Here is a 16,504-nt window from a genome sequence, read left to right on the forward strand (position 1 = left end):
CATCCAGTATCAGTCTCTCAAACATCAGTGACACCCCTCTGCGGTCGGTGCGATGAGCTGGAGCGCTGGCTCCCGACTCTGCGTTGTCTGCTTGAGCACAGGCTTGGCTGCAGGCGCGGGTGCAGGCGCAGGTCTGGATGCGGGCCGACAGGTGGGCGCAGCGTCAGCGGGCGAGTGGGTGCGAGAGTCAGAGTGATCGTGAGAGTAAGCAGGAGAGTGAGGGTGAGCAGAAGAATGCTCATGGCGATAGAAGGCCAGGGCGTCAGCGGTATCGAGCCCGAACAGATCCTGGTAGGCCGGTGAGGCCATGACGCGCTCAGGCGTGCCCTGACAGCAGACGTGGCCATGCAGGCAGACGACACGATCGGAGGCGCGCATCACCACATGCAGCTCATGACTGACCATCAGTACCCCGCAGCCGAGGGTGTGGCGGACGCGATCGATCTGACGGTAGAAATCCGCGATGCCACGGTGATCCAGCCCCTGGGTCGCCTCATCGAGCAGCAATATATCGGGCGAATCCATCAGGGCACGGGCCAGCAGAATACGCTGGAACTGTCCCCCCGAAAGATCGGCGATCTGCTGTTGCTCGACGCCAGGGATGCCGGCCTGCGCCAAGGCATTTGCCACCGCCGCGCGCGAATGGCGATGGGGCAGATTCAGGAAACGCACCACCGTCATCGGCAGTGTCGGGTCCAGGCTCAGGCGCTGGGGCACGTAGCCAATTCTGCAGCCTTGCTGACGATGAATCCGCCCGCTCGTCGGGGACACCGCCCCGATGATGCTGCGCAGCAACGTGGACTTGCCTGAGCCATTGGGGCCTACCAGGGTAACGATTTCGCCGCGCTCAACCTCGAGATCGATCGCATCGAGGATGCGATGCCTGCCGAGCGTGACACACAGATTCTTGATCGATAACAGCGACATTGGGACCTCTTGGCGCTGAAGAGTTGACGGGTCAGTGACCATTAATGTTATGTTATAACATATTGAGGGTGGCCATTGCAGCCTTCGATCTTCCTTCCGTGATTTCGCTTCTATTGGAGAACCGCCATGCGCCATCGGTTACTGCCTTCCCTCTCTCTGCCCCTGATGCTGGCACCTGCCATGGCAGTGGCCGAGGTGCCATCGGTCGCGGTGGACATCCCCCCGGTGCACTCACTGGTGGCACGTGTCATGGGGGAGCTGGGCAGCCCCGATCTGGTCATCCAGTCAGGCGCTTCACCGCATGGCTATTCCATGCGTCCCTCCGAGGCCAGGGCACTGTCCGATGCGGATGTGATGTTCTTCGTCAGTGGTGAGCTGACGCCCTGGCTTGCCAAGGCGCGTGCAACGCTGGCCGCGGATGCCGATGCCGTCGAGTTGATGGAGGTGCCCGGCACCCTGCACCTGACCTATCGTTCGGGCCCCACCTTCGAGGCACATCATCACGCTGATGAAGCGTCTTCCGCACATGGCGAAGAGCAGGGTGAAGAGCATGGCGAAGAGCACGACGGGCATCACGATCACGAAGCCCATGCGGATGACGATGAGCATCACGATGGCGATCACGAAGCCCATGCGGATGACGATGAGCATCACGACGAGCATGGTCACGACGGCGAGAATCCCCATGGCTGGCTGGACCCGGTAAATGCTCACACCTGGCTGGACGCCATTGCGGAGTCACTGGCGGCGCAGGACCCGGAGCACGCGGCGACCTATCGCAGCAATGCCCAGGCGGGGCAGCAGGAGCTCGAGGCGCTGACCGAGTCACTGTCAGCGCGTCTGGCTCAGGTGCAGGGCACTCGCTACATCGTCTTCCATGATGCCTACCAGTACTTCGAGCACCGCTTCGACGTGCCGGCGTCTGGTGCCATCTCGCTGGGCGATGCCTCCACGCCCAGCCCGGCCCGTGTCAAGGAGATCCAGGCGCGCGTGAAGCAGGACGACATCCAGTGCGTCTTCCGAGAGCCACAGTACAACCCGGCGTTGATCGAGAGCGTCTTCGAGGGGACCGGGGTCAAGACCTCCATCGTCTTCGAGCCGCTGGGTGTCGGACTGCCGCTGGGCGAGACGCTGTATCCGCAGCTGATCGAGCGCCTTGGGCAGGGCATCCTTGGGTGTGCCGACGCCTGATCGCCCCGTGACACGACGACGGGGCGCTGTCAGCCCCCGTCTTTCCTCAAGTGCCTCATCCTCAAGGGAGAGCCACCGCATGCCCCACCCGACATCCCCACCACTGAGTGAGCGTGACGCAGAGTTCTGCATCAATGCCGCGACGCGCACGCTGGAGCGCTGGGCGATCGCCGTCACGCGCGGGGAGAAGGAGACGCTTCTCTCGCTGTATGCAGAGGACGCGATTCTGGTGCCGACGGTCGCCGATGATGTGCGTGAGAATCGCCAGCAACGCCAGGCCTACTTCGATGGCTTTCTCGCCAATGAAGCACTGGCCTGCGAGTTGGGGGAGTACTCACCCCGAGTCAGCCGCAAGCTGGGTACCGTGGTGATCGGAGGGCACTACACCTTCGAATATCGCGCCGCTGACGAGACGGTCACGATTGCGGCCCGTTTTCTGTTCACCTTCGAGGAGATTCTCGGCGAGTGGAAGATCACCGGCCATCATTCCTCGCGACTGGCGGGATGATCCTGCGCTGACGACGAGCCGTCCGCGCTCTGTTGCTTCGGTCTCTGCTTTTGCAGCGCTCTGTTCTTCTCCTCTCGCTACACTCCCCACACTTCGGCTGAGCTCAGTGCCGCCTTCCTGCATCACGAGGGAGGCGGTCACTGACGAGGGCCGCTTTGGATATCTGACGAATGACCGCAATACTCCCCGACGTTTCCCTGACCGAGCGCTCGCGCTCCTTGAGTCCCCTGGAATGGGTGGGCATGCAGGGGATCGATCTGCCTGTACTCATCGAGGAGGGCGATTATCGCCGTGAATTGCATGCCCACGTGGATGCGCAGGTCGACCTGCCGATGCCGCACACCAAGGGCATTCACATGTCGCGCCTTTACTGCCTGATGGATGGGCTGGCGGAGGGCAAGCCACTGACTCCGGGCAACCTGCAGGAGGTGCTCGCTGCGATGGTGGCAAGCCATCACGACTGCGCCTCGCGCAATGCCCGCGTCAGGCTGGAATTCGCGCTGCTGGTGAAGCGTCCGGCGCTAGTCACGCCTAAGCTCTCTGGCTGGAAGTCCTACCCCGTCACGCTGGAGGCCAGTCTGCACGAGGGCAGGTTCACGCTGCAGGCCAGTGTCACGGTGGGGTATTCCTCCACCTGTCCGTGCTCGGCGGCCCTGTCGCGCCAGCTGATCGAGCAGGCATTCCTGGCGGCTCATCGCAATGACACCACGCTGACGCCTGAGCAGGTCGCCGAGTGGCTCACCCATAACGCCACCTTGGCCACGCCCCACAGCCAGCGTAGCGAGGCGCAGGTCCAGGTCGAGCTGAAGCCCACGGCGCAGGATCTGGGGCTGATCGCACTGATCGATGCCATCGAGCAGGCCGTGGCCACGCCGGTCCAGACGGCCGTGAAACGCGCCGATGAGCAAGCCTTCGCGGCGCTCAATGGCCAGAATCTGATGTTCGTCGAAGACGCCGCACGCAGGTTGATCAATGGCCTGGCGATCTCAGACGGCGAGGCACATGTCCACGTGCGGCATATCGAAAGCCTTCATCCGCACGACGCTGTGGCCTGGGGTCGTCGTGACTGAGTGACGCCGTGGCTGAGCGACGACGTGGCTGAGTGACGCCCAGCCGTGCTCTTGCCTGGCGCTCAATTCGCGTTCTCCAGCCCCATTCGCCCGTTATGCTTTTTCGAGATGTTGACGTCTCTGGTCCGCATGCACGCCCCGCCGAGGAAATCGGCGGGGCTTTTGGTTTTGCAGGGCTGAAAAACCTCCAGACACCGCTGCTGACGACAGCAGACGGTTGATGTCGGTATGTGGTTTGCCATCCAGTCCAGATGAAGCTGTGGAAGGAGGATTGTTGCGTATTTCGCTAGACAAAGGTCTATTTCTGCGGCGCTATGATTGACCGATGCGGCAGTGGACGACTAAGTTTTGTTTCATCTGGTATGGTTTGCAGTCCACTTGAGGGAGGTGGAATTTGAACGTGACGCACGTGAGTCAGTCTCGCCAACACAGACTCAGGTCCGGAGCGATCAAGCGGCAAGCCAGACCCGATACGTCCATACCCCACAACAGAACAATCAAAGGGATTCGACAATGAAGCGAGCCATGCTTGCCGCCACGCTGTTAGCCGCCGCCCTGGGTACCACCACTGCGCATGCCGAGAAGATCGTGTTTGCCATCGGCGGTAGCCCCAACAGTCTGCAAGGTCTGACTGCACAACATTTCGCCGATAGTTTGCAGGCACGACTCGGGGATGAGCATCAGGTCGAGTACTACCACAGCGGTCAGCTGGGCGATGAGCGCCAGCTGATCCAGAAGCTGCGCCTCGGCACGGTCGATCTGGCCGCGATTTCCTCGGTGATGTCATCCGTCTCGCCAAGCTTTGCGCTGTTTGACATGCCGTTCATGGTCAAGGATCGCGAGCATCTCAAGCGCATCGATGACGAGATCGTGATGACGGACCTGGCCGAGGATGCCAAGGCCAAGGGCCTCAAGCTGGTCTCCACCTGGGAGAACGGCTTCCGCCAGATCACCAACAATGAACATCCCGTGGTGGAGCCGAAAGACCTGGACGGGCTGAAGCTGCGCACCCCGCAGAGCGAATGGCGTACCGGCATGTTCACGGCGTGGGGTGCCAATCCGACACCGATGGCCTTCTCGGAAGTCTTCGTGGCACTCCAGACCGGGGTGGTCGATGGCCAGGAGAACCCGCTGTCCAACATCGATGGCGCCAAGTTCCAGGAGGTCCAGAAGTACCTGTCACTCTCCAATCATGTCTATTCGCCCATCTGGCTAACCAGCAGTCAGGCCGGCTGGAGCAAGATGCCCGAGGACGTGAAGGCCGCGATTGACGAAGTGTCCGCCGAGACCCAGAGCTGGGCCTTCGCCAAGGGTGCAGAGCTGGATGACAAGCTGCTGGCAAGCCTCAAGGCGGGTGGCATGGCCGTCAATGAGGTGGACCGGGATGCCTTCGTCACCGCGAGCGCGCCGGTCTATCAGGCGTTCTCCGACAAGGTCGACGGTGGCCAGGCGATGGTCGACCGGGCCATGGCACTGGCCAAGGAGTAAGTCATGAGCTCGCATTCCCATGCGGCCAAGGCAACCTTCCCCACCGAGAGTGGGGAAGGACTGACGGCCACGGCTGATGTGACCCTGCTGGACAGAGTCAATCGGGTGGTGGAGCGCTGCCTGGAAGTGTTCACCGTCGGGTTGCTGCTCTCGCTGACGGTGATCGTGCTGGCGGCGGTGGCCTTGCGCACCTTCGGTGGCTCCTTGCCCTGGTATGACGAGGTCGCCTCGATCAATCTGGCCTGGCTCAGCTTCTATGGCGCTGGCCTGGCGGCTCTGAAGCGTTCCCATATGGGCTTTCCGGGCCTGATCACCAAGGCGCCCATCGCACTGCGCAGTACGCTGTTCGTTACCTCTGAGCTAATCGTGATCGGATTCTTTGCCGTGGTGGGCTGGTTCGGTTACCAGGTGCTGGACGTGCTGGCGTGGGACTCCCTCATCGCCTTGCCGACCATCGGTCTGGATGTCACCCAGTCGGTGATTCCGATCAGTGCGGCGCTCTTCATTCTGTGTGAACTGCTGAGTCTGCCTCATGCCTGGCGCAAGATGTGTGCAGGCGTCAACAGCGAAGAGGAAGAGATCGCGGAAGCCATCCGTCTCGCCGAGCAAGACCTCAAGGAGCACCGTTCATGACGCTACTGATCATTATCGCGGCGCTGTTCGCACTGGTGTTGATCAACGTGCCCATTGCGGTCGCCATCGGCACCGTCGGGGTCGTCGGAGTGGTGATCTACATGGGCGTGGATGCGCTGGTGAACGTGCCACTGACGCTCTTTAATGGCGCCACCAAGTTCCCGCTGATCGCAATTCCGCTGTTTATTCTGGCCGGCGCGCTGATGAATACCTCGGGCATCTCCATGCGACTGATCAATCTTGTCACGGCCATGGTTGGATTCGTGCGGGGTGGTCTGGCGATGGTCAATGTCGGGGTGTCACTGTTCTTTGCCGAGATTTCCGGCTCGGCTGTCGCGGACGTGGCAGCCACGGGGTCGGTGCTGATTCCCGAGATGAAGAAGCGCAAGTACACGCCAGAGTTCTCGGCGGCCATTACGTCATCCTCCGCGTCATTGGCAATCATCATTCCGCCGTCGCTGTCGATGATCCTGTATGGCGCCATCGCGGATACCTCCATCGTCAAACTGTTCGTGGCGGGAATCATTCCGGGCCTGTTGGGGGGATTCGGCCTGGCAGTACTCTGCTACTACTATGCCCGCAAGTACGACATGCCGCGTGAGGCTGCCTTCTCGCTGTCGACACTCGGCAAGGCGTTCCGCGAGGCCTTCTGGGCCCTGACGCTGCCGGTCATCATTCTGGGCGGCATCTTCGGCGGCTTCGTCACCGCTACCGAAGGCGCGGGCATCGCCGTGCTGGCGGCACTGGTCATCGGGGGCCTGGTCTACCGTGAGCTGAACCTGCAGGTGCTGTATCGCGCGGTGATCGATGGCGTGATCCAGACTTCCGTCGTGATGCTGCTGGTCGCCACATCCGCGGTGCTGGGGCTGTTCCTGACCGAGATGCAGCTGCCGCAACAGCTGGCCCAGGAGATCACCGCGATCACCACGGACCCGGTGGCGGTGCTGGCGTTGCTCAACATCCTGCTGCTCCTGCTCGGCATGTTTCTGCATGGTGCCGCTGCCATCATTCTGGTGGTACCGATCGTGATGCCATTGATCCAGCAGATCGGCATCGACCCCATCCACTTCGGTCTGATCCTGACCCTCAATCTGGCCATCGGTCAGCAGACGCCGCCCGTGGCCTCGGTACTGGCCACCTCATGCTCCATCGCCAAGACGGACATGTGGGAAACCACCAAGGTCAATCTGCCGATGATCTTCGTGCTCTTCCTGGTGCTGATGCTGGTCACCTACGTGCCGGCGATTCCCATGAGTCTTGTCGAGCACTTCTATGGTTAAGCATTATGGCTGAGAGGGTAGTGGTGGAGACTGCCCGCCAGACATGCCAAGGCCGCCCTTTGAGGCGGCCTTGGCATGTCTGAAATAGGTGAGTGAAATAGGTGAGTGAAATAAGCGAGTGAAATGTGCGGGGAATGACCATCGGCCAACCCAGACTTCATCAGGTGGGGTATTTCACTGCTCTGATCCCGTAACAGGTACGCCTTTCGCAACCTCCCGAGGGCCGGGCACACGCTGCTCGGCGCGCAGCGTCCACATCACACCGCCGAGAATCAACAGCATGCCCAGCACTTCATTGCTCTGCGGCCATTGCCATGCCAGCAGATATCCGTAGAGCAACGCACAGCAGGTCTCGAAGATAATCATCTGTCCGCCTACCGACACCGGCAGGCGCTGGGCCGAGGAATTCCACAGGGCGTTGGCGATCCAGGAGCCCCCGACCGACATGAACAGGGCTGCGGCAGCGAAGGCCAGCCAGCGTTCAGACGAGAGCTCCAGCGGCAATATCCGCGGCTGCAAGACGGCGACCAGCACAAGAATCATCACTGCCACGACCCCGGTCGCGATGCCTTGCAGGGTGGACCACTCTCGCGCGGAAAAACGACCGGCCTTGAGCTGCTGGGCATTGCGCAGCGCGAACCATGCCCAGGACATCACGCCGAGCGAGCCACACAGCACGCCGATCAGGTCTCGCCACTCTCCCGCGCCCTGCAGGAAACGAAGCAGAACAGCCACGTTCATGCAGACGATTCCCACCCCGATCAGCGTCAGGGACAGGCTCACGGACAGGCGGCTCGCCTGAATATGGCGTCTCCCGATCAACATCACCGCCACCGGCACCAGCCCGTTGATCAAGGCCGCGATGGCCACGCCGGCATATTGGACGGCCGCCGTCAGCAGGATGAAATACGCCACATTGCCTGTCAGTGCCAACTCCAGCAGCAAGCGGGTATCGCGTGTAGTGAGGCGAGCGGCCAGACGGCGAGCATGGGGCAACGCGATCGCCGCGGCAAACAGCCCATAGAGCCCGAAACGCGCGCAGCTGATGACTACTGGATGGATATCGCCAAGCAGTGAGGGCAACACGATGACGCCTCCCCAGAGGGCGCCTGCCATGCCAGCATGGACTATTGCTTTCTTCATGATGAGTCGCCCTTGTCTTGATCAAGGGGCCACTCTAATGCGTTACTTCGTGATCAAGCAGCGACTTTGCCGCATCAAGCCATTCCATCAAGGAATGTGCGGCGAGAGAGCTGCCTGGAGCCATCCGCGCGAGCGCAATGACGAAGACAGACACAATTCCAAATACAGGGAGCCACCATGGCAGGACGTTTCCGCCATCTTCCCCCACTGGAGGGACTCGCGGCCTTCGAGTCCGTGAGTCGCTTGGGAAGCTTCACCCGCGCCGCCGATGAGCTGTGCCTGACCCAGAGCGCCATCAGCAAGCAGATTCGCGCGCTGGAAGCGTCACTTGGCACGCCGCTGTTCGTGCGCAAGGCGCGCGGTGTAACGCTCTCCAAGGCGGGAATGCTCTACCAGCAGCACATTCTCCCGGCGCTGCAAGGGCTCGAGATGGCCGGACAGCGCCTGCGCGCGCTCCAGCATCCTGACACCGTCAGCGTGCTGGCAACGCATGCCGTCTCCCAGTACTGGCTGTTCCCCTGCCTGTTGCGCTTCAGCGTCGAGCACCCCGAGATCACCGTGCACATCCACGCCAGCAACGAGATGGATGCCAGCATGGTGCCGGACCATGATCTCGCGATCCTCTATGGCGACGGCGAATGGCCAGCGTTGGGTGCCACGCCGCTGATTCACGAAGATATCTATCCGGTGGCGCGCCCGGATGTGATCAAGGAGCAGGGACTTTCGCTGGAAGAGCTGGCCCAGCGTCCGCTGATTCAGCTGGACTCCTCCTGGAACTGCATGGACTGGTCTCATTGGTTCGCCCATTTCGGTATTCGCTACCGCCCGCCCAAGTCCGACATCACCTTCAATCAGCTGACGCTGACCTACGCCGCCATTCAGCGAGGCGCCGGCATCGGGCTGGCGTGGGACTTCATGGCGGCGGAGGCCATCGCCAAGGGCGAGCTGGTACATGTCACGGATCATCGCGCGATCACCGGCCTCGCGGAGCATCTCGTGTTTGATCTCGATCGTCCGCTCTCGGACTCCGCGCGACTGTTCCGGGATTGGCTGATCGCCAAGGCTGGGGAGGGTGGTGTGACAGGGCAGAATGTCTGAGCAAGAGGGCTGAGCATGAGTCCTGGGCACAGTGTCTAGACATGAGCCCTGAACGAGAAAGAGCCACCCCGTGGGGTGGCTCTTCTGGCAGGTGTGGACTGCACTACACCTTGTTCAATGGCGGGGTATCACCCCTCCCGCTCGCCATCCACCAGTCGACTGATGCCAGAGGGCGCGTCGTGCTTGAGTTCCGGTGGCAGCAGGGCATCCGGCAGGTCCTGATAGCAGACCGGACGCAGGAAGCGGTGAATCGCGGCGGTGCCCACCGAGGTGGTGCGGCTATCGGAGGTGGCGGGCCAGGGGCCACCGTGGACCATGGCGTCACAGACTTCGACCCCTGTCGGCCAGCCATTGACGAGGATGCGTCCGGCGCGGCGCTCCAGCACCGGCAGCAGCTGACGTGCGGCGTCGTGATCGGCGTCATCCAGGTGCAGAGTGGCGGTCAGCTGGCCTTCCAGCGCGCTGCAGACCTGCTTGAGCTGAGCGAGATCATCGCATTCGATGATCAACGAGCTGGAGCCGAAGACTTCCGCCTGCATGGCCTCATTGGCCAGGAAGTCACTCGCCTGGGTGCTGAACAGCTGGGTCTGGCAGGGGCTGGCGATGGGCGAGTCGCTTTCGCCACTGGCCAGGCAGGTGATGCCGGCCTGTGAGGACAGGCTCGCCACGCCCTCGGCATAGGCCTTGTGGATGCCCGGCGTCAGCATGGTCTGCACCGGACTTGTCTGGATAGCGGGAATGGCGGCTTGCTTGAAGCGTTCCAGTGCTTCGCCCTTGACGGCCAGCACCAGCCCCGGGTTGGTGCAGAACTGACCGGCGCCCATGTTGAGCGAGCCGACGAATGCGCTGCCCAGCGCTTCGGCGCTGGCTTCCAGTGCGGCCGGCATCAGGATGACCGGGTTGATGCTGCTCATCTCGGCATAGACCGGAATCGGCTGCGGGCGCGCCTGAGCGAGGGCCAGCAGGGCGGTGCCCCCGCTGCGCGAGCCGGTAAAGCCGACCGCCTGGATCTCGGGATGCTTGACCAGCGCCTGGCCGACCTCATTGCCCGGGCCAAATAGCAGCGAGAAGACACCTTCCGGCATGTCGCAACGCTTGGCGGCGCGCGCCACGGCCTGGCCGACCAGTTCCGAGGTGCCCGGGTGAGCCGAATGCCCCTTGACCACCACCGGACAGCCTGCGGCCAGCGCGGAAGCGGTATCGCCACCGGCCACCGAGAAGGCCAGCGGGAAGTTGCTGGCCCCGAAGACGGCCACCGGGCCCAGCGGGATCTGACGCTGGCGCAGGTCGGCACGCGGCAGGGGCGCACGTTCCGGCAGCGCAGGGTCGACGCGCACACCCTGCCACTCACCGCGACGCAGTACCTTGGCGAACAGCTTGAGCTGTCCGCAGGTGCGGCCGCGTTCACCGTTCAGGCGTGCCTCGGGTAGGCCTGTCTCCTGCATGGCGCGCTGGGTCAGAGTATCGCCCAGCGCATCGATTTCCTCGGCGATGGTCTCGAGGAAGACGGCTCTCGCGTCGGGCGACGTGGCGCGATAGGCATCGAAGGCCTGACTGGCCAGTTGGCAGGCCTCTTCCACCGTACTCGCGTTGGCACCCGGATAGGCGGGCTCCAGACGTTCACCCGTGGCCGGATTGATGGCGTGGATCGCCTCGCCCTGAGCGGCGAAGCTGCGTTGTCCGATAAGCTGATGACCTTTGAGTGACATCGTGTCTTCTCCTTGATAAGTGAAGCCCTGAGGCAGGTTGAGTCAGGCCGTGGGTGTCGTGTGGGTTGCAGTAGAGAACGTAATAGAAGGTGTAGTAGCGGTGGAGCTGGGGACAGCGGCAGCATCCGTGGGCGATGCGATAGTGGCAATCGGTAGGCGATACCAGTGAATGGCGTTGTCGTGCAGTACCTTGTCGAGCGTGCGCTGGCGCAGGTCGGTGCTCGCCATCTGCTCAATGGCGCTGGTCACCAGCGCTAGCCAGTCGCCATAGCTGACCTTGAGGCCGGAGACCGGGAAGTTGCTGGCGAACAGACAGCGCTGGGCACCGAAGATATCCAGTACCTCACATAGCAGCTCACGATTGGCGCCGGCATCCCAGGCATGCCAGGGAGTGCCCAATTCCGACAGCTTGACGGCGACATTCGGGTTGTCGGCAAGCGCCCGCATGCCTGCGCGCCATTGGGTAAGGCCTTGCGGCGTGCGATCCCACGGCAGCCCGCTGTGGTTGAGGATGACGCGCAAGCCGGGGAAGTCCTCCAGCGTCGCGGCCGCCTCTTCTAGATGCCAGGCGGGCACGCGCAGGTCCCAGCTCAGGTCACGCTCCTTGAGCAGCGCCAGTCCCTCGCACCAGCGCGGGTCCTGCAGACTGCCGCTGGTGCCCGCCACCGATTGGCGGGTCTGCGGCGTGGCAGCGGTGACTGGCTTGGCGCGAACGCCACGAAACAGCGCCGATTCACATTGGGTATCCAGCTGAGCGGCGCACGCATCAGTGCCGAAGGCGGCCCAGCCGACATGCGCGCTCGGTAGCGCATGAGTGGCCTGCTGTCGGGTGATCCAGCGCGTCTCTTCCAGTGCCTGCGAGCGTGCGGCCTCGGCTTCGCAGTGCACACTGCCCACCAGCCGGAAGCCCTCAGGCACCAGGCGCTTCAAGTCCGCGGCCACAAAGGGTCGGCGGATCGCGGCGTAATCGCCGAGAAAGAAGTTCTCCACCGGCGACTCTTCCAGCCAGGGGTACGCCACCTGGCCATCCAGGGCCCAGAAGTGATGGTGCGCATCGATCAGCGGCTGACTGTGTGAAGGCTCGTGCCTGTATGTGGTATCCGTCATGACTGGCTCGTGTCCTGGTTGGAAGCATCAAGTGCCGATTGACTCAGTGGTCACGCACCAGCAGGCAGGACACGTCCGGCTCGGCGCGTGTCGCGAAGCTTCTGCGTACCTGGCCGCTCTCCAGATCCAGCACCGCGATGCGATCGCCCTTGAGCGAAACGAAGGCTTGCTCGCCATCCGGGTGGAAGCTCATCGCGATGGGAATTGCCTCAAGCTGGATGGTGCCCAGCGGCGCCAGCGCCTCATCGAACAATGACAGCGAGCTTTCCCCGTAATTGGTGGTGATCAGGCGCCCCTTGGGGTCACGGTAGATACGGTTGGGATCTCGACCGGTGGTCGCCGAGGCGCGCACGGTCATCGATTCGGTATCCACCGCCACGATGCTGTCGTCATCGCGGTTGCTGATGAACAGGGTATGGCCATCGGCGGACAGACTGTTGCCCTCCGGCTTGCGGCCCGGAATCATCGCGATGGGCGTGAAGGTGGCATCGTGAGGCTTGAATTTGGTGATGGTATTGCTGAGCAGATTGATGCCGTAGGCCCAGTCGCCGGTCTTGGTGAGCGCGAACAGGTGGGTCTTGTAGCCACCGGAGGACACGGCCAGATCCGGCGTGGTCTGGGTCAGGGGCGTGTTGAACAGCAGCAGGGTGTTGTGGCCTTCGCTCATGGCGTAGAGGCGATCCTGGTCATCGATGCCCAGGCCGTGGATGCGATAGTACGGCCAGGTACTGAGCGTATTGACCAGCGTGAAGGTCTCGAGATCGACCACGAATACCGAGCAGCCGCCCTGGTCGCCGATACAGTCGGCACCGAGGATGCCGTAGTGACCCACGAAGGCGTAGCGGCCGGTGGAATCCACCACGAACTCATGCGGGTAATCCGGCAGGCGCAGGTGGTGGAGTTCCTCGCCGCTGGTGGCGTCGAACAGACTCAGGGTGTGCGCACATTTCTGGTTGAGCAGCAGAACATCTCGGGACATGACATTTCTCCAATCAGCGAGGGTGCCGTCAGGGCCTGGTTATCAAGGGCTGGCGCCCTCGCTGGGGTGACAGATAGGGAAATCGAAAAAGCGCTTGGGCGTTACTGCGTCACGGCGGCCGTGGTCTTCTGCGTGCCTTGCGGCTCGACCTTGGCATCAACACCGACATCGGCGCTGGCCTGGCTGGCGCCCTGAATGGCATTGATCCAGTCGCGACCATTGGCGGCGATATAGCTGTCCCAGGTCGGCAGCACGACCTTCTGGAAGGCGGCGGTATCGACGTCGGTCTCGATCTTCATGCCCTTGTCGGCCAGTTCAGCGAGAATCTTCTGCTCGTTCTTCGCGTTCAGTTCACGCTGATAATCGCCGGCCTCCCGCGCCGCGCTTACCAGTACCTGCTGATATTCTGGTGACAGGCTTTCGAACTTGTCGTCGTTCATCACCATCAGCAGTGAGGTGTAGGCCTGGTTGGTCAGTGACAGGTAGTCCTGGACCTCATAGAAGCCCGCCGACCAGACGATGCTGATCGGGTGGTCCTGTGCGTCGACCGTGCCGGTTTCCATCGCGGTGTAGAGCTCGCCCAGCGGCATCGGCACCGGATTCGCACCCAGCAACGAGAAGGCCTCGATCAGCGACTTGTTGGAGTTGGTGCGCATCACCAGGCCATCGACATCGGCGGGCGTCTTGATCGGGTGTTTGGAGTTGGTCATCGCGCGGAAGCCGACTTCCCAGAAGGCCAGGCCCTTGAGGTTGTCTTCCTTGAGCAGAGCCAGGGCATCGTCGCCGACCTTGCCGTCCAGCACCTGATAGGCCGTCTTGCGGTCAGGGAAAATGTAGGGCAGATCGAAGGCGCCCAGCGCCGGCTGCAGACCCGCGAAGTTGGGGTTGCCGGACATCTCGATATCGATGGTGCCGCTGCGCACACCGGCGATCATCTGCTGGTCGCCCCCGAGCACACCATTGCCGAAGATGTTGACGGTGATCTCGCCATCCGTGCCTTCCTTGACCAGCTCGGCGAAGCGCTCGGCTGCCTGCTGCTGGGTATCGGTGGTCGGGGCGGCGTGGGCCAGCTTGAGCGTCATCTGGGCATGGGCAGCACTCAGCGGGGCGATCAACAGCAGGCTGGCGAGGGTCGTCTTGATCATGGGTGTCATTGAATGGCTCTCTTGTTGTCTTTGTTGGCGGCTGTCTTAGCGGGCGACTGTCTTTGTTGGCGACTGTCTAAGCAAGTGGCGTGTCGTTGGTGTCTTGCCTTCTTTCTGTCGTCTTTTGCGGCTTCGTGGTTGTGGTTGTCACGGGGTCAGTCGGTCATCCAGTAAAGCGGCGCGGTGATGATCTGCGGGAAGGCGACGAACAGCAGTAGAATCACCACATAGGCGAGGGCGAAGGGCGCGACGCCACTGACCGCCTTCTCGAACTTGAGGTTGCCGACGCTGGTGATCACGTTGAGCACGTTGCCGACCGGCGGGGTGATCAGGCCGATGGCGCAGTTGAGAACGAACATGATCCCGAAGTAGACCGGGTCGATACCGGCCAGCTTGACGATGGGCATCAGGATCGGCGTGAGCACCAGAATGGTCGGCGTCAGGTCCATCACCATGCCGACCACCAGCACGATGCCCATGATGGCAAGCATCAGGATGCGCGGATCATCGGCGAGCGGCTGCAGCAGACCGGCTACCATCAGCGGCAGCTGGGCGATGCTGATCAGCCAGGAGGCGACCATCGCCGCGGCGACCAGGAACATCACGATGGCGGTGCTGCGGGCGGCCTGGGCGAGCACGGCGTAGAGCTGGCTGAGGTCGAGTTCGCGGTAGACCACGGTGGCGACGAAGATGGCGTAGACCGCCGCGACCACACCGGCCTCGGTCGGGGTGAAGATGCCGCTCTTGATGCCGCCGATGATGATGACCGGCAGCATGATGGCCCAGAAGCTGTCCTTGAGTGCCTTGAGGCGTTCACGCCCGCTGGCCTTCTTCGTGACCACCAGATCTTCCTTGCGGGTCATGAACAGCCACATCACCACCAGGGTCACACCCATGATCAGCCCCGGCACGATGCCGGCGAGGAACAGCTTGCCGATGGAGATGCCACCGGCGACCCCGATGATGATCAGCGGAATGGAGGGCGGAATGATCGGCGCGATGATGCCACCGGCGGCCATCAGGCCGGAGGAGCGGCCCAGCGGGTAGCCGGCCTTGCGCATCATCGGCAGCAGCATGCTGGCCAGCGCTGCGGTATCGGCGACGGCAGAACCGGACAGGCTGGCCATGACGATGGCGGCGAAGATGGCGACGAAGCCGAGCCCGCCCTTGCGGTGGCCCACCAGTGACATCGCCAGCGTGACGATGCGCTGGGAAAGCCCGCCGCGCGACATCACTTCGCCGGCGGTGAGAAAGAAGGGAATGGCCAGCAGAGTGTAACTATCGGCGCCATTGACCAGGTTCTGGGCCAGGATCTGCGAGTTGAACAGATCCAGATGCAGCATCAGCACGATGGCACTGACCAGCAGAGCGAAGGCGATGGGGAGGCTCAGGCCGATGGCGGCCAGCAGGGAGCCGAGGAAAAGCCCGATGGTCATGGCGTATCTCCTTGCGAATCAGAGGCGTGGCTCGGCGCGACGCGCAGCGTGACAGCATGCAGTGCCAGCGGCGTCAGCAGACGCCAGAGCAGAATCAGGGACATCAGCACGCCTGCCATCAGACCGGCGAGATAGAAGACGCCGACCGGAATGCCGCTGATGGGAGAGAGGTTGCTCCAGTTGAGCACTGTCTGGGCGTAGCTGCCCTTGAGCAGCATCAGACAGCAGCCGAGCATCGCCAGGGTCACCAGCCGGTCCAGCCCGGCGCGCATGGTCGCTGGCAGCTTGTCGGCGAAGGTATTGACGCTCAGGTGCTCCTGGCGGATCAGCGCCGTGACCGCGCCCATGAAGGTGACCCACACGAACAGGAAGCGGGACAGCTCGACACTGATCGAGATGCCGCTGTTGAAGCCGTAGCGCAGCACCACATTGACGAACACCAGTACGATCATCGCCACCAGCGCCAGCACCATCAGCAGGGTCAGGGTCTTCTCGAGCCCCTTGAACAGCGCCGTGATGCCGACGGCAATGCTCGAGGGGGTGGCCGTGTCCTGCGGGGCTGTCTTTTCCTGCACAGTGGTCTTGTCCTGCGGAGCTGCCGTGTCCTGCGCAGCGCCAGCGGTCTTGCGGGACTCGTCGTGCGTGGCAGAGGGCGGTTTGATCGACATGGATAACGGCATCTCTTGGGTCAGTTTGTTCATGGTGTCATCCCCGAAGGAGGCATCTCGATGACGGTGCGGCAGCGCTGTCATTGCGCCCCTCTGGTTGCAGCGAAAAGGGCACTGCCGCG

At 62.6% G+C, this 16,504-nt stretch carries 15 protein-coding genes; 7 read left to right on the forward strand and 8 right to left on the reverse strand.

Annotated features, from left to right (window positions below; genetic code table 11):
• Positions 1-24: 24 nt before the first annotated feature.
• Positions 25-927, reverse strand: a complete 903-nt coding sequence (locus QD280_RS06040; RefSeq protein ID WP_347881954.1) for a metal ABC transporter ATP-binding protein — start codon at positions 925-927, stop codon at positions 25-27.
• A 126-nt stretch (positions 928-1,053) separates the two neighbouring features.
• On the opposite strand from QD280_RS06040, the gene QD280_RS06045 reads away from it, so the two are divergent.
• The 6 genes from QD280_RS06045 to QD280_RS06070 all read left to right on the forward strand — a co-directional run bounded on the left by QD280_RS06045 (position 1,054) and on the right by QD280_RS06070 (position 7,097).
• Complete coding sequence (locus QD280_RS06045) at positions 1,054-2,118, forward strand: zinc ABC transporter substrate-binding protein (protein WP_279838608.1); 1,065 nt, start codon at positions 1,054-1,056, stop codon at positions 2,116-2,118.
• A gap of 79 nt (positions 2,119-2,197) precedes the next feature.
• Positions 2,198-2,626 (forward strand): DUF4440 domain-containing protein, encoded by a 429-nt coding sequence (locus QD280_RS06050; RefSeq protein ID WP_192837770.1) that lies wholly within the window; start codon positions 2,198-2,200, stop codon positions 2,624-2,626.
• A 170-nt stretch (positions 2,627-2,796) separates the two neighbouring features.
• The gene (gene folE2 / locus QD280_RS06055) at positions 2,797-3,696 is read left to right on the forward strand and encodes a GTP cyclohydrolase FolE2 (RefSeq protein ID WP_279838609.1); all 900 of its coding nucleotides are present in this window, start codon (positions 2,797-2,799) and stop codon (positions 3,694-3,696) included.
• A gap of 513 nt (positions 3,697-4,209) precedes the next feature.
• On the forward strand, positions 4,210-5,184 hold the full coding sequence (locus QD280_RS06060) for a TRAP transporter substrate-binding protein (protein ID WP_279838611.1): 975 nt from the start codon (positions 4,210-4,212) through the stop codon (positions 5,182-5,184).
• 3 nt (positions 5,185-5,187) lie between these two features.
• Positions 5,188-5,817, forward strand: coding sequence for a TRAP transporter small permease subunit (locus QD280_RS06065; protein WP_279838612.1), 630 nt, complete (start codon positions 5,188-5,190; stop codon positions 5,815-5,817).
• Positions 5,814-7,097, forward strand: coding sequence for a TRAP transporter large permease (locus QD280_RS06070; protein WP_279838613.1), 1,284 nt, complete (start codon positions 5,814-5,816; stop codon positions 7,095-7,097). The genes QD280_RS06065 and QD280_RS06070 overlap by 4 nt, the downstream gene beginning before the upstream one ends.
• A gap of 174 nt (positions 7,098-7,271) precedes the next feature.
• On the opposite strand, the gene QD280_RS06075 is transcribed toward QD280_RS06070, so the two are convergent.
• Positions 7,272-8,240, reverse strand: a complete 969-nt coding sequence (locus QD280_RS06075) for a DMT family transporter (protein WP_279838615.1) — start codon at positions 8,238-8,240, stop codon at positions 7,272-7,274.
• Positions 8,241-8,417: 177 nt separating this feature from the next.
• Here QD280_RS06075 and QD280_RS06080 point away from each other — a divergent pair, with 177 nt between their 5' ends.
• A complete protein-coding gene (locus QD280_RS06080) occupies positions 8,418-9,338 on the forward strand; it encodes a LysR substrate-binding domain-containing protein (RefSeq protein WP_279832955.1) in 921 nt (306 codons plus the stop codon).
• Positions 9,339-9,466: 128 nt separating this feature from the next.
• On the opposite strand, the gene QD280_RS06085 is transcribed toward QD280_RS06080, so the two are convergent.
• The 6 genes from QD280_RS06085 to QD280_RS06110 form a co-directional block, all read right to left on the reverse strand.
• Positions 9,467-11,047: an aldehyde dehydrogenase (NADP(+)) gene (locus QD280_RS06085; protein ID WP_279838616.1), complete on the reverse strand. Its 1,581-nt coding sequence runs from the start codon at positions 11,045-11,047 to the stop codon at positions 9,467-9,469.
• Between the two features lie 42 nt (positions 11,048-11,089).
• Positions 11,090-12,154 carry an amidohydrolase family protein gene (locus QD280_RS06090; protein WP_279838617.1) on the reverse strand — a complete coding sequence of 355 codons (1,065 nt, stop codon included), beginning with the start codon at positions 12,152-12,154 and terminating at the stop codon, positions 11,090-11,092.
• 43 nt (positions 12,155-12,197) lie between these two features.
• Entirely contained in the window at positions 12,198-13,133 is a 936-nt protein-coding gene (locus QD280_RS06095; RefSeq protein WP_192837778.1) for a YncE family protein, read from the reverse strand.
• A 101-nt stretch (positions 13,134-13,234) separates the two neighbouring features.
• A complete protein-coding gene (locus QD280_RS06100) occupies positions 13,235-14,287 on the reverse strand; it encodes a TRAP transporter substrate-binding protein (protein ID WP_279838618.1) in 1,053 nt (350 codons plus the stop codon).
• A 146-nt stretch (positions 14,288-14,433) separates the two neighbouring features.
• Entirely contained in the window at positions 14,434-15,714 is a 1,281-nt protein-coding gene (locus QD280_RS06105) for a TRAP transporter large permease subunit (protein WP_192837780.1), read from the reverse strand.
• Entirely contained in the window at positions 15,711-16,415 is a 705-nt protein-coding gene (locus QD280_RS06110) for a TRAP transporter small permease (RefSeq protein WP_279838619.1), read from the reverse strand. The genes QD280_RS06105 and QD280_RS06110 overlap by 4 nt, the downstream gene beginning before the upstream one ends.
• Positions 16,416-16,504 lie beyond the last annotated feature (89 nt).

This window comes from Cobetia sp. 1AS1, assembly GCF_029846435.1.
GTDB lineage: Bacteria > Pseudomonadota > Gammaproteobacteria > Pseudomonadales > Halomonadaceae > Cobetia > Cobetia amphilecti.